The sequence below is a fragment of the Streptomyces sp. NBC_00525 genome, from assembly GCF_036346595.1.
Lineage (GTDB): Bacteria > Actinomycetota > Actinomycetes > Streptomycetales > Streptomycetaceae > Streptomyces.
The window spans coordinates 5,833,112-5,847,583 of record NZ_CP107834.1; the positions used below are offsets into that span (position 1 = coordinate 5,833,112).

Here is a 14,472-nt window from a genome sequence, read left to right on the forward strand (position 1 = left end):
CCGGCGGAAGTCGAGCGGCAGTAACCGGCGGCAGTTTCCGGCCCCGAAATTCCCTCCGAGAAGGCCCGGAAATCATGGCCGGCCGTATTCGGGGAGGGCATGCGAAAAGGCCGCGCTCCGCAGAGTGTGCGGGGCGCGGCCGGGGTCGGAAGACCGGTCAGGCGTACTGCTCGACCAGGCTGCGGGGGCGGATGTCGGTCCAGTTCGCGGTGATGTACTCCAGGGCGGCTGCCCGGTCACCGGCCCCCCAGACGCTGTTCCAGCCCGCCGGGATGTCGGCGAAGGCCGGCCAGAGGGAATGCTGGCCCTCGTCGTTCACCACGACGTGGAAGGAGCCCTCGGCGTCGTCGAAAGGGTTCACGATGTCGCTCATGAATAACTCCTCGTTTCATTTTCCCGCAGGGTTTCTTCCTGCAGTGCGGAGAGTTTCTCCGCGATGACTTTCCCGATGTGTGCGAGAGGTTCTTCCTCGGTCATCCGGAGATGGCCGCATTCCACGGTGTGGTTCTCCGCCGTCCCGGTCAGGAACGGATTCCAGGTGGCGGCCAGCGCGCCTTCCGGTTCGCCGGGCCTGCGGGCCGTGAAGAAGACCGCGCCGGTGTCGGCGACCCCGGGAACGTGCCGGGACATGAGCGTCGCGTGGGTCTCCGAGGCGCGCAGCACGGCCCGGATCTCGCCGACGCTGAACCCGCCCAGGACCGGGTCCTCGCGGCGCACCCGCTCCACCGCGGCCGGCAGCTCCTCCTCGCCCAGCGGCACGGCCGACTCCAGCTCCTCGGGCGGCAGCACGGAGACACTGCCCGGCCCCGTCTGGTGGACGTCCATCAGCGCGAGCAGCTCGACCCGCTGACCGGCCGCGCGCAGCCGGACGGCCATGGTGTGCGCGACGATCCCGCCGAAGGACCAGCCGAGCAGCCGGTACGGGCCCCAGGGCTGGACCTGCCGGATGCGCTCCAGATAGTCGTCGGCCATCTCCTCGACCGTGCGCGGCCGGTGACCGGGCTCGCTCAGCGCGCGGGCCTGGAGGGCGTACAGCGGCTGGTCGTCCCCGAGGTGGCGGGCCAGGCCCGCGTACGACCAGCCGACCCCGGTGCCCGGATGCACGCAGAACAGCGGGCGGCGGCTGCCCCGGACGTTCAGCGGCAGCAGCACCCCCATGGCGCCGGCCGTGCCGTCCGGGTCCTGCGCGCCGAGCAGCCCGGCCGGGGTCGGCGCCCGGAACAGGTCCCGCACCCCGCGGTCTACGCCCAGCACCGACCGCACCCGGCTCACCAGGCGCACACCGAGCAGCGAATGCCCGCCCAGGGTGAAGAAGTTGTCGTCGAGGCCGACCTTCGGCACGCCCAGGATCTCGGCGAACAGCCCGCACAGCACCTCCTCGCGTGCGTTGCGCGGCGCGCGGTGCGCGGCGGCCGGCCGGTCCGGCGCGGGCAGCGCCCGGCGGTCCGGCTTGCCGTTGACCGTCAGCGGCAGGGCGTCCAGGACCACGACCGCCGAGGGCACCAGATGGGCGGGCAGCGCGGTACGGGCCAGGGCCAGCAGCTCCGCCCCGGTGACGGTGCGGCCGGCGCGCGGCACCGCGTAGCCGACGAGGCTCCGTTCGCCCGGCCGGTCCTCGCGGACCACGGCGAGCGCCTGGCCGACCTCCGGATGGGCGGCGAGCGCGTGCTCGACCTCGCCGGGCTCGATCCGTACCCCGCGCAGCTTGACCTGGCCGTCCGCCCGGCCCAGGAACCGCAGTTCGCCGTCCGGCGTCCACACCACCCGGTCGCCGGTGCGGTACATCCGGCTGCCGTCCGCCTCGAACGGGTCGGGCACAAAGCGTTCGGCGGTCAGGTCGGGGCGCCCGGTGTAGCCGCGCGCCACATGCGTACCGGCGATGTACAGCTCGCCGGGCACCCCCGGCGGCACGGGCCGCAGCGCGCCGTCCAGGACGTGGCTGCGGGTGTTGTCCATCGGCCGGCCCAGATGCAGCCCGGCCGCGCCGAGCGAGCCCCGGCCGCCGGTGAGCCACTGGTTGTGCGAGGCGAACGTCGTCTCGGTGGGCCCGTAGGAATGCACCAGGACGGTGTCCGGACAGTGCGTCAGCACCCGCTGCACGGCGGCCGGTGACGCGACGTCGCCGCCCGTCCACACCTCGCGCAGCAGCCGCAGCGTGTCCAGCGCCTCGTCGGCCATCACATGGAACAGACCCACGGTGAAGTAGGCGGCGGTGACGCCGTGGTTCCGGACGGCACGCCCGGTCTCCGCGAGGTCGGTGCCGTCGCCCGGCACGATCACCAGACTGCCGCCGTTGATCAGCGGCACCCACATCTCGAAGACCGAGGCGTCGAACCCGGTCGCGGAGTGCACCAGCATCCGCCGAGGGCCGCCCGCCAGGACGTCGCGGTCGACGGCGAGTTCGGTGACGTTGCGATGGGTGACTCCGACGCCCTTGGGGCGGCCCGTCGAGCCGGAGGTGAACATCACGTACATCAGGTCGTCCCCGGCCACCGGTACGGCCTCGAACGGCGCCGGTACGGTGTCCCCGGCCGGTGCGTCGACCGGCAGCAGCGGTACGGAGACCTCGCCGGGCAGCGTGCCCGTGTGCGCGGTGTCGGTCGCGACGAGGCGGAGGCCGGCGTCCTCGACCATGAGCGCGATCCGCGCCGCCGGCAGGGCCGGGTCCAGCGGGACGTAGGCGGCGCCGCACTTGAGGACGGCGAGCGCGGTCACCACCAGCGGCACCCCGCGTTCGAGGAGCACCCCCACACTGTCGCCCCGGCGCACCCCGGCCGCGCGCAGCCGGGCGGCCAGCGCGCCGGCGCGGGCGTCCAGTTCGCCGTAGCCGACCGTCTCCGCGTCGGTGATCAGGGCGGGGCGGTCCGGCGTGAGCACGCCCCGGCGGGCGATCAGCTCGTGCACCGAGGCCCGGTCGCGGGTCGGCGTCGCGGTGTCGTTGTACTCGTGGACCAGCCGGAACCGCTCATCGGCGGTGAGCAGGTCCACCGCGCCGATCCGCGTCCCGGCGTCGGCGGCGACGGTGCGCAGCAGCCGCCCGATGTGCGCGGCGAGCAGCGCGGCCGTGCCGGCGCCGAACAGGTCCGTGGCGTATTCGAGGCCGCCCGCGAGACCGGCCGGCCGGCCCTCCTCGTCCTTGCGCTCCCACAGCGCGAGCGTCAGGTCGAACTTGGTGGACAGCTCCTCCAGCGGCGCCGGCTCGGGCCGCAGCAGCGGGGTCCCGGTGCCGGTGTCGGTTCCGGTGTCCGTGTAGTCGTGGTGGAGCTGTACGACGTACTGGGTGAGCGGGTGGTGGGCGGTGGAGCGGGCCGGGTTGAGATGCTCCACGATCCGGTCGAACGGCAGCCGCTGATGGGCGTAGGCGGCCAGGTCGGTGTCGCGTACCCGCTCCAGCAGCTCGGTGAACGCGGGATCGCCCGAGGTGTCGGTGCGCAGGACGAGCGTGTTGACGAAGAAGCCGACCAGATCGCTCAGCGCCTCGTCGTCCCGCCCGGCCGTCATCGTGGCCAGCGGCAGATCGGTGCCGGCGCCGTGCCGGGTGAGGACCGCCGCGAGGGCGGCCTGCACCACCATGAACAGCGTCGCGCCGTGGCGCCGGGCCAGCTCCTCCAGGGCCTCGTGCGTGGCGGCGTCCACGGTCAGCGGCGCGTGGCCGCCCCGGTGGGTCGCCTCCGCCGGACGCGGCCGGGCGGCGGGCAGTTCCAGGACGGGCGGCGCGCCGTCGAGCGCGCGTTCCCAGAAGGCGAGGTGGTCCTGCGCGCCGGGCCCGTCCAGGAGTTCCCGCTGCCACAGGGTGTAGTCGGCGTACTGGACGGGAAGCGGCTCCTGCTCGGGCGCGCGGCCCTCGGCGCGGGCGGTGTACGCGGTGGCCAGGTCCGCGAGCAGCGGCCCGGTGGACCAGCCGTCGGCGGCGATGTGGTGCACCAGCAGCACCAGCAGCTGCCCGCCGCCGTCGTCCGGGGTCAGGAGCGCGGCCCGCAGCGGTATCTCCTCGGCGAGGTCGAACACATGCCCGGCCGCGGCCGCGACGGCGGCCCGGAACTGTCCGGCCGGCACCGTACGCACATCGAGCACGGGCCGCACGCCGGCCAGGATCTCCTGGTGCGGCTCCCCGTCGACCGACCGGTAGCGGGTGCGCAGCACCTCGTGCCGCGCGGCCACATCGGCCAGCGCCGAGGCCAGGACTCCGGCGTCCAGCGGCTGCCGCGGGCGCAGCACCAGCGGAATGTTGTACGAGGCGCTGGGCCCCTCCAGCGTGTCGATGAACCAGAGCCGGCGCTGGGCACGCGACAGCGGCAGCCGGTCCGGACGCTCCATGCGCCGGGTCAGGGCCGGCCCCGCCCCTTCGGAGACCGGCCGGGCGACGGCGATACGCCGGGCCAGGGCGGCCGGGGTCGGCGCCAGCAGCAGATCCCGTACATGGACGTCGACGTTCAGACGGGCGCGCATCCGGTTGGCGAGCCGCACCCCGCTCATGGAGTGGCCGCCGATGGTGAAGAACCCGTCGTCCGGGCCGACCTCGTCCAGACCCAGGATCTCCGCGAACATCGCCCGCAGCGTGTCCACGTACTCCGCCTCCGGTGCCCCGTCCGTCCGCGCGGCGGCCGCGGCCTCGGCGGCCCGCTGTGCGCGGAGCGCGGCGACCCGGGTCCGGCGGGCGGCCAGGGACCAGCGGTCGTCGGCGCCGAGCAGCTCCGTATCGGTGACGGGCGTTCCGGGGCGCTCGGCCGCCGTACGCAGGGCCCGTTCCAGGGCGCCCAGGAGGAGGCGGACGGTGCCCTCGTCCAGGACGTCGCGGGCGTACTCCAGGCCGAGTTCCAGGCCGGCGGGCGTGCCGTCGGCGCCGCGGTGCTCCACGCACGCGGCGGTCAGGTCGAACTTGGTGGTCGCGGGGCCGTCCGCCCGGAAGCGGCCGGTCAGCCCGCCGAACGCGAACGGCGCGTCGTCCGGCGCGGCGGTGCGCAGGGTCAGCATCGTCTGGAAGAGCGGGTGCACGCCCGGTGTGCGCGGCGGGTTCAGCCGCTCGACCAGCAGGTCGAACGGGACGCCCTGGTGCGCGTAGGCGGCCAGGCTCGTGTCGCGTACCCGCTCCAGCAGCTCGCCGAACGCCGGATCGCCCGAGGTATCGGCCGGCAGGACCAGCGTGTTGACGAAGAAGCCCACCAGCGCCCCGAGCGCCTCGTCGTCGCGGCCCGCGACCGGTGTGCCCACGGCGACCCGCTCCCCGCACCCCGCCGCGCGCAGGGCGAGGGCGAGCGCGGCCTGCAGGACCATCAGCATGCTCGCGCCGTGCGCGTCGGCCAGCCGGACGAGCCGGGTGTGCGCGGCCGGTTCGAGCCGGGCGGTGACCAGGCCGCCCCGGTGGTCCGGCACGGCGGGCCGGGGCCGGTCCAGCGGCAGATCGGTGACGGCGGGCAGCCCGTCGAGCGCGGCCCGCCAGTGGGCGAGCCCGCGCGAGACGGCCGCGTCCGGGTCGTCGGGCGAACCGAGGACGTCGTGCTGCCAGAGGGTGTAGTCGGCGTACTGGACGGGAAGCGGCTCCTGTTCGGGCGCGCGGCCCGCCAGCCGGGCCGCGTAGGCGGTCGCCAGGTCGTTCATCAGCGGCGCCAGCGACCAGCCGTCACCCGCGACATGGTGCAGGAGCACGGCCAGCACCGCCGCGGGCCCGTCCCCGGCCCCGTCCTCCGGTACGAACAGCGCGACCCGCAACGGCAGTTCCCGCGACAGGTCGAAGGACTCGGAGACGAAACCGGCGACCCGGCCGCGCAGTTCGGCCGCCGGGCACTCCACCGTGCGGGCACGGACCACGGACGCGGCGAGCACATGCTGATACGGCTCGTCCTCCGGGGCGAGGAACACCGTGCGCAGCACCTCGTGGCGCTCCACCAGATCGTGCACGGCCGCCGCCAGCGCCGTACGGTCGGGTATCCCGTCCAGCTCCAGCACGATCGGCATGTTGTACGCGCACGACGGGCCGTCGAGCTGGTCGAGCAGCCAGAGCCGGCGCTGCGCGTGCGACAGCGGCACCCGGTCCTCGGCGGGCAGCGGCTCCTCGTGGACGACGCAGAGCCGGGGGTCCGTGGTCCGCAGCACCTTGCGGTTGATCTTGCCCGAACTGGTACGCGGCAGCGCGGCGACGATGCCCACGGAGGCCGGTACGGCGGCGGCGGGCATCCGCTCACGCACCAGGGCGCGCAGCTCCTCGGCCCCGACGCCGCCCTCGGTGACGACGAAGGCGACGAGCCGCTTCACCCCGTCCGCGTCCCGCTGGGCGACGACGGCCGCCTCCCGGACCTTGGGATGCGCCGAGAGGACGGAGTCCACGGCGGCCGGGTCGATGCGCTGCCCGCCGATCTTCACCTCGTCGTCGAGGCGCCCGTGGTACAGGATCTGCCGGTCCGCGCCGATCGTGACGAGGTCCCCGGTGCGGTAGGCGCGCTCCCCGTCCAGCTCGGTGAAACGGCGGGCGTTCAGCTCCGGGTTGCCCAGGTAGCCGCGCGACAACCCGCCGCCGAGCAGCCAGAGTTCACCGGCGACGACGGCGGCCCGGACGCCGGGCAGCGGACGCCCGATCGGCACCGGCCCCGCACCGTGGCGGGTCAGGTCGGCGACGGTGGCGACCACCGTGGTCTCGGTGGGCCCGTACGCGTTCAGCAGCCGCACCCGTTCACCGGTCAGCTCCCGCCACTGGGCGACCCGCTCCGGCAGCGCGGCCTCGCCGTAGATGATCACCGTCTCCAGGCAGTCCGGCAGCCGCACCGCGCCGGTGGTCAGCACATGCACCAGCTCGTGCCAGTACGCGGCCGGCAGGTCGAGCAGGGTGATCCCGTGGCGGGCGCAGCCGGCGAGCAGATCGCGTACGTCCAGCATGTCGTCGGTACGCAGCACCAGGGTGCCGCCCGCCCCCAGGGTCGCGAACACCTCCTGCACGCTGGCGTCGAAGTGCAGCGGCGAGAACTGCAGGACCCGGGAGTCCGGCCCGATGCCGTACGCGGGCACGGCGCCCGCGGCGAAGTGCGCGAGCGAGTCGTGGGCCACGACGACCCCGTTGGGCGTACCGGTCGACCCGGACGTGAAGATCACATACGCGGCGTCCTCCGGTGCGCCGGGCCCCGGCAGGACCAGCTCACCGGCGGCGGCCACCTCGGCGGGCGTCGGCGCGGGGTCTCCGCAGCCGGCCGCCAGAATGGCCGCGTTGCGGGCGTCGGGGGCCTGGATGTCGAGCGGCAGATAGGCGGCGCCGGTGCTGAGGACGGCGAGCAGGCCGACGACGGCGTCGACGCCGCGCGGCCGGTGCAGCGCGACCAGCCGGCCGGGGCCCGCGCCCTCGGCGGCCAGCGCCCGCGCCCGGTCCGCCACGGCGTCGGCGAGCTGCGCGTAGGTGAGCCGGACGGTGTCATGGACCAGGGCCACGGCCTCGGGCCGGGTGCGCGCCTGCTGGGCGATGAGATCGAGCACCGGCGGGGCGGGCGCGGGAGAGGGGCCGCCGTCGAGCAGGTCTTCCGTTCTGATGGGGGGCATCCTGGGGTTTCCTCCGCTTGGGGCCGAGAGACCGGGGCGGGCGATCGGTTCCTCTCGCCTCCGTGCTCCCACGCTAGGGGCCCTGGACCGCCCCTCTCGGCAGTCCGCCCGGCAGCTCCGAGCGGCAGAAAGCGGGGGCGGGGAGCTGCCGCTCCCCGCCCCCGCCCCTTCTCCGGTCACCTCATCCGCGCCGGGCGCCCGCCCGCGTACGGCGGCGCAGCGCCGGGGCCGCCGCGACCGGACCGGCGCCCTCCGGCTCGACCGCGTCCGCCACCGCCCCCAGCAGCCGCCCGGACAGCGTGGCCGCCGTCGGATTGCGGAACACATCGCGCAGCGTCAGGTCCTGGCCGAACTCGGCGCGGATACGGTTCAGCAGCCGCACCGCCAGCAGCGAGTGCCCGCCGGACTTGAAGAAGTTGTCGTCCGGGCCGATCTCCCGCCCGTCCAGCACCTCCCGGAAGATCCCCAGCAGCCGCCCGTCCGCGCCCCCGGCCCCCGCTCCGGCCCCGGCTCCGGGCGCGGGCGCCTCCTCCTCCGGCAGCGCGGCCGGGTCCTCACCCGGCTCGGGCAGCCGCGCCGCCCGCACCACCCGGTCCGGCGCCAGGTACTCCGGCAGCCGCTCGGCCGCCCAGGCACGCACCGCACCCTCGGCGGGCGGCGTGCCCGGCGCGCAGGTCACCACGGCCAGCAGCCGCCCGTCGCGGACCAGGACCCGCGCCCCCGTCACCGCCGGATGCCCGGTCAGTACGCCCTCGATCTCGCCCGGCTCCACCGGATACCCGTTCACCGTGTGCACGGCCACCGGCCGCAGCACCCCGCCCGCGTCCCGGTACGCCCGCCGCCCCGTGGCCCGCAGCCCGCCACCGGGCACCTCCTCGTGGACCTCGCCCGGCACCCGGACCGGGACCCGGCACCCCCGCGCGTCGAGCACCACCTCCGGACCGCCCGGCCAGGGCTCCTCCCCGCCCAGCGCGGACAGCGGCGCGCCCGGCTCGGCGGCGCACGCGTCCAGCAGCGCGGCCAGCCGGCGCACCAGCAGCCGGGCGGTGTCCGCGTCGTACAGCGCGGTCGCGTACTCCAGGACACCCCGCAGCCCGGCCGGCGCCCCGTCCCGGCCCACCGTCTCGGTCAGCGCGAACGTCAGGTCGGACTTGGCCCCGGCACCCCGGAACGGCACCGGCTCCCCGTCCAGCGAGGACCCGGCCGCCGAAGCGTCCCCGGCCCCCGCCGCGTGCACCTGGAGCATCACCTGCACCAGCGGCGCGTGCGCGGACGAACGGTGCGGGCTCAGATGCTCGACCAGCCGGTCGAACGGCAGGTCCTGATTGCTGTACGCGCCGAGACCCGCCTCCCGGACCCGGCGCACCAGCTCCGTGAACGCCGGGTCGCCCGACGTGTCCGTGCGCAGCACCAGCGTGTTCACGAAGAACCCGACGAGCGGGTGCAGCGCCTCGTCGCCCCGGCCGGCCACGGTCGTCCCGATCGCCAGATCCTCGCCCGCCCCGTGCCGCGTCAGCAGCGCCGCGAGCGCCGCCTGCACCACCATGAACAGCGTCGCCCCGTGCTGCCGGGCACACCGCAGCAGCGCCCGGTGCGTGTCGGCGCCCACCTCGAAGGGGGCGAGGGCGCCCCGGCCGTCCGGCTCGGGCCGCCGCGGCCGGTCCGTGGGCAGCGCAAGCAGCGGCGGCATCCCGTCCAGCGCGGTGCGCCAGTACGCGAGCTGCTCGCCGGCCACCCCGTGCTCGCCGTCCAGCAACGTGTGCTGCCACAGCGTGTAGTCGGCGTACTGGACGGGCAGCGGCTCCCAGTCCGGCGCCCCGCCCGCGCACCGTGCCCGGTAGGCGCGGTCCAGGTCGGCGAGCAGGCAGCCGGTGGACCAGCCGTCCCCGGCGATGTGGTGCACCAGCAGCACCAGCACCTGGCCCCCGTCCGCCTCCTCGATCAGCCACGCCCGGAACGGGATCTCGGCCGCCAGGTCGAACACGTACCCGGCGGCGGCGTCCACGGCCGCCCGCAGCTCCCGCGGACCGTCCGCCCGTACGACGTCGAGCACCGGCTCGGCGTGCTCCAGCACCTCCTGGTACGGCTCGCCGTCCGCCGACCGGTGCACCGTCCGCAGCACCTCGTGCCGCCGTGCGACATCGGTGAGCGCGGCGGCGAACGCGGCCCGGCCGACCGGGCGGCGCAGCCGCGTCACCACGGGAATGTTGTACGTGGCGCTCGGCCCCTCCAACTGGTCGGTGAACCAGAGCCGTTGCTGCGCGGCGGACAGCGGAAGCCGCGCGGGCCGCAGCGCGGCCGGCACCGGGCGCAGCGGCGGCCGGACCGGCCCGTCGCCCTGCTCGGCGAGCCGGCGCAGCAGCCGGGCCGGGGTGGGCGCCAGGAACACGTCGCGGATGGCGGCCTGGACACCGAGCGCCTTGCGGATGCGGTTGGTGAGCTTCCCGGCGAGGAGCGAGTGCCCGCCCAGCTTGAAGAAGCTGTCGTCGGGCCCCACCTCGTCGCGGCCCAGCACCTCCGCGAACAGGCCGCGCAGGATCTCCTCGCGCGGGTCGGCGCCCGCGCCGCGCCGCCCGCCGCCGTCGCGCGGCTCGCCCGGCGCTTCGGCGGTCTGCCGCGCGGCCCGGTCCAGCGCCTGGTGACGGCGGTCGATCTCCGCCCGCTCCGGGGCGGAGAGCAGCCCGGCCCGGCTGAGGGGTGTGCCGGCCGGCTGTTCGGCGTACGCGGTCAGCGCCCGGTCGAACAGGGTGAGGAGCAGCCGCGCCGTGTCCTCGTCGTACAGGTCGGTCGCGTAGCTCAGGCCGAGCAGTACTCCGCCGGGTTCGCCGTCCGGGCGGTACGTCTCGGCACAGTTGAAGCTCAGGTCGAACTTGGCGGTGGCCAGGTCCGCGGCGTCGAGGGTGCCGGATACGGCCCCCAGGGCGCAGTGGGTGTCCTGCGCGGTCTGCGTGGTCAGCATGACCTGGAAGAACGGGTGCAGGCCGAGGGAGCGCTCCGGGTTGAGGTCCTCGACGAGCAGGTCGAACGGCAGGTCCTCGTGGGCCATGGCGGCCAGGTCCCGTTCGCGGACCCGGTCGAGCAGCGTGCCGAGGTCCGGGTCGTCGGACAGGTCGGCGCGCAGGGCGAGCGAGTTGACGAAGAAGCCGACGAGGTCGTGCAGATCCTCCTCGGGCCGGCCCGCCACCGGAGTGCCCACGACCACGTCCGGCCCCGCCCCGGCCGCGGCCAGCGCGGCGCACAGGGCGGCCCGTGCGGTCATGAAGAACGTCGCGCGATGGGCGCGGGCGGTGGCGGCGAGCGCCTTGTGGGCGGTGGCGGAGAGGCGGGCGGTGACCAGCGCTCCCCGGTGGCTCGGTTCGGCGGGGCGGGGACGGTCGGCGGGCAGCCGGGTCGCGGCCGGGGCGCCGTCCAGCTCCGCGCGCCAGTGGGCGAGTTGTTCGTACGCCAGGCTGTCGGGGTCGGCGGGGTCGCCGAGCATGTCCCGCTGCCACAGCGCATAGTCCGCGTACTGCACGGGCAGGGGTTCCCACCCGGGTGCGCGGCCCTCGCACCGGGCCGTGTAGGCACGGTCGAGGTCCTTGAGCAGACAGCCGACGGACCAGCCGTCCGTCGCGATGTGATGGACGAGCAGCACCAGCACCGAATCGCCGCCGTGCACCGTGAACAGCCGGGCCCGCAGCGGCAGATCGCGGGTCACGTCGAACGGCAGCCGCGCGAAGGCGGTGACCCGCGCGTCCACGTCGTCGCCCGGCCCGCACGCGTGCACCTCCAGCCGCACGCCGGGATCGCCGACGATGTGCTGGTACGGCTCCCCGTCCACGGCCCGGTACACCGTGCGGAGCACTTCGTGGCGCTCCACCACGTCCCGCACCGCCGCCTCCAGGGACTGCCGGTCGGGCACCCCGTCAAGGCGCAGCACCACGGGCGCGTTGTACGCGGACGACGGACCTTCGAGACGGTTCAGGAACCACAGCCGGTGCTGCGCGTATGAGAGGGGGATCACGGTTGCTGCTCCTCGGGAAGGGCGGGGGCGGGCGGGGGAACGGGCCGGGACGCGGGCGGTCAGCCATGCGCGGCGGCCGACAACTCCTCGATGTGGGCGGCGAGATCGCGCAGCCTCGGGTGGGCGTAGACGGCCTTCACCGGCAGCGCGACGGACAGCTCGGCACGGACCCGCGAGACCAGCTTGATGGCGAGCAGCGAGTGGCCGCCGAGCTTGAAGAAATTGTCGTCCGGGCCGATCGACGAGGCGCCCAGCACCTGCGCCCACACCCGCCCGATCAGCTCCTCGGCCCGCCCGTCGAGACCCGCACCCGGCGCCGGGTCACCCGCGGGCGCCCTCGCCTCGATCCGGGCCGGCAGCGCCGCCCGGTCCAGCTTGCCGCTGGGCGTCGTCGCGAACCGGTCCACGGCGACGAACGCGGACGGCACCATGTACGCGGGCAGCGCGGCCGCCACCGCCGTACGCAAGCCCTCGCCGTCCCCGCCCCGGTGGTAGGCGATCAGACACGGGGTGCCCCCGGCGTCCTCGCCGAGCACCACCGCGGCCTCGGTGGCCCCGGCCAGGCCGAGCGCGGCCTCGATCTCCTGCACCTCGATCCGGTGCCCGCGCAGCTTCACCTGCCCGTCGAGCCGCCCCAGGTGCACCAGGCGCCCGTCCGGCAGCAGCCGGCAGCGGTCCCCGGTCCGGTACATGCGCTCACCCGGCGCGCCGAACGGGTCGGCGACGAACCGCTGCGCGGACAGGTGCGGGCTGCGGCGGTAGCCCCGCGCGATCCGGGGACCGGCCAGATACAGTTCCCCGGCCCCGCCCGGCCCGACCGGCGCCAGGCGCTCGTCCAGCAGCCGCATCCGCAGTCCGGGGAGCACGGCGCCGATGTGCGGCTCGCCCGGCTCCTCGATCCAGCCGGCCGTCGCGTCGACCGTGCACTCGGTGGGCCCGTACACGTTCACCGCGCGCAGCAGCCCCGCCCGCCGGGCCGCCACCAGCCGGTCCCACAGCGCGGGGCCGATCGCCTCGCCGCCGACGAGCAGCGTCAGCGGGCGCGGGCCCCCGTCCGGGGTGAGCAGATCGAGCAGCGGCTCGGCGTGCGACGGCGTGATGTCGAGATCCGTGAGGCCCCGGTCGTCCACGAACGCGGCCAGCAGCGCCGGGTCGCGCCGGGTCTCCTCGTCGATCATCACCAGCGTGTCCCCGCGCGACAGACGCACCCACTGCTGCACCGACGCGTCGAACGACGGCGAGGCGTTCCAGCCGACGCGCCGGCCCTCGCCGCTCGCCGCGCCCTCGTCCTCCAGCTCCCGCAGCAGCAGCGCCGCCGAACCCCGCGCGATCTCCACACCCTTGGGCCGGCCCGTCGAGCCGGAGGTGTAGATGACGTACGCGAGGGCCCCCGGCCCCACCGGAACCGGCGCGAACGCCGCACCCCGGCCGGCGGCCAGTTCCCCGGCCGTGACCGTACGCGGCCCGGCCGGCACCGCGCCGGACCGGTCGGTGACCACCAGGTCGGCACCGGAGTCCGTCAGGAGCAGCCGCCGCCGCTCCTCGGGCAGCGCCGGGTCCACCGGCAGGTAGGCGGCGCCCGCCGTCAGCGTGCCGATGATCGCGGTGACCAGGTCGGCGCCGCGCGGCAGGCACAGCGCCACGACGCTCTCCGGACCGACGCCGAGACCGGCCAGGCCGGACGCGAACGCGGCGGCCCGCTCCCGCAGTTCGTCGAAGGACAGCTCCAGGTCGCCGGCGACCACGGCGGTGCGGTCACCGGGCACGGCGGCCAGCCGGGCCATCAGGTCGGCCGCGCCCGTCCCGGCGGAGGCACAGGTCTCGCAGGGGCAGCCGGCCGGGTGCGCGGCGGCGGTGGTGGTGGTCGGGCGCTCGGGGAGTACGGCGGTCATGGCGGCGCTCACTTTCCGTACAGGGTGGTGGAGGGGGCGGAGGCGGGCGAGCAGTCGGACAGCGGCACCGGCTCACCCATGGCGACGAGGATCTTCCGGTCCCCGGTGAACGCCTCGCGGCCGTGCGCGCAGAGGATGTTGTCGACGAGCATCACGTCACCGGCCTGCCAGCTCTCCCGTACGGTGACCGCCTGGTACGCGTCGTTGATGGCGTCCACCTCCGCGTCGGTCAGGGCGGTGCCGTCGCCGAGGTAGGTGTTGAACGGCAGCCCGTCCGTGCCGAACGTCTCGACCAGCACCTCACGGACGTCCTCGTCCAGGCTGCGGGCGTTCCAGAACGCGAAGTGGTTGAACCAGACGCGCTCGCCGGTCACCGGGTGCGTGATGATCGCCGACCGCCGCTGCCGGGTGCGCAGACTGTCCTCGTCCAGCCACTCGTAGCCGATGGCGTGCGCGTCGCAGTACTCCCGCACCCCGGCCGGCTCCTCCGAGGAGAACGCCTTGCGCCACGGCATCCCCGCCAGTTCCGAGTAGTTGCGCACCAGCAGCCAGCCGGCCTCCGCGAACCGCGCGGTCAGCTCCGGCGGCAGCAGGGCCAGCGCGGCCCGCATGTCCCCGACGGTGGTGGCGCCGCCGGTCTCGGGCGCGGTGACACAGCCGAAGAGCAGCACACCGGGGAAGTCCAGCGTGTAGCTGTTCTCGTTGTGCAGCCGGATCGGCTGGACGGCCGGCAGGTCCGTGGAGGAGAACACGCCCTCGCCGAAGTCGGTGCGCGGGGTCGCCTTCTCCTTGTACCCGGCCCGCTCCGCGACCAGCGCGTCCCGCGCCTCGGCGAACGTGGCCGCGTCCCGGACCGGCAGCCCGCGCAGCATCACCGCACCGGACCGGTGCAACTCCGCCTGGATCGCGGCCTGCTGGGCGTTCAGCCACGCGGTGGCCTCCGCCATGGAGCCGAACTCCGGCGTATGGACGATCACCGGCTTGCCGGGCTCCCGGACGGGAGCGATACCGGTGGCGGGCGGCTGGGCGAGAGCGGTCACGGTGGATTCCTCTTTC

5 protein-coding genes are annotated in these 14,472 nt (G+C 75.3%); all 5 read right to left on the reverse strand.

The annotated features are described in order from the left end of the window. Window positions 1–157: 157 nt before the first annotated feature. On the reverse strand, window positions 158–373 hold the full coding sequence (locus tag OG710_RS25660; RefSeq protein WP_111339046.1) for an MbtH family protein: 216 nt from the start codon (window positions 371–373) through the stop codon (window positions 158–160). Beyond that, window positions 370–7,521, reverse strand: coding sequence for an amino acid adenylation domain-containing protein (locus OG710_RS25665; protein ID WP_330241429.1), 7,152 nt, complete (start codon window positions 7,519–7,521; stop codon window positions 370–372). Before OG710_RS25665 ends, OG710_RS25660 begins: the two co-directional genes overlap by 4 nt. Before the next feature lie 181 nt (window positions 7,522–7,702). After that, complete coding sequence (locus tag OG710_RS25670; protein ID WP_330241430.1) at window positions 7,703–11,524, reverse strand: condensation domain-containing protein; 3,822 nt, start codon at window positions 11,522–11,524, stop codon at window positions 7,703–7,705. A 59-nt stretch (window positions 11,525–11,583) separates the two neighbouring features. After that, window positions 11,584–13,416 carry a non-ribosomal peptide synthetase gene (locus OG710_RS25675; RefSeq protein WP_330241431.1) on the reverse strand — a complete coding sequence of 611 codons (1,833 nt, stop codon included), beginning with the start codon at window positions 13,414–13,416 and terminating at the stop codon, window positions 11,584–11,586. An 8-nt stretch (window positions 13,417–13,424) separates the two neighbouring features. Further along, window positions 13,425–14,456, reverse strand: coding sequence for a TauD/TfdA family dioxygenase (locus tag OG710_RS25680; RefSeq protein WP_330241432.1), 1,032 nt, complete (start codon window positions 14,454–14,456; stop codon window positions 13,425–13,427). Window positions 14,457–14,472 lie beyond the last annotated feature (16 nt).

Excerpts from the sequence above, each read along its gene's own strand:
- OG710_RS25665 (WP_330241429.1), bottom strand. The coding sequence starts at position 7,521 with ATGCCCCCCATCAGAACGGAAGACCTGCTCGACGGCGGCCCCTCTCCC.
- OG710_RS25660 (WP_111339046.1), bottom strand. The coding sequence starts at position 373 with ATGAGCGACATCGTGAACCCTTTCGACGACGCCGAGGGCTCCTTCCAC.
- OG710_RS25675 (WP_330241431.1), bottom strand. The coding sequence starts at position 13,416 with ATGACCGCCGTACTCCCCGAGCGCCCGACCACCACCACCGCCGCCGCG.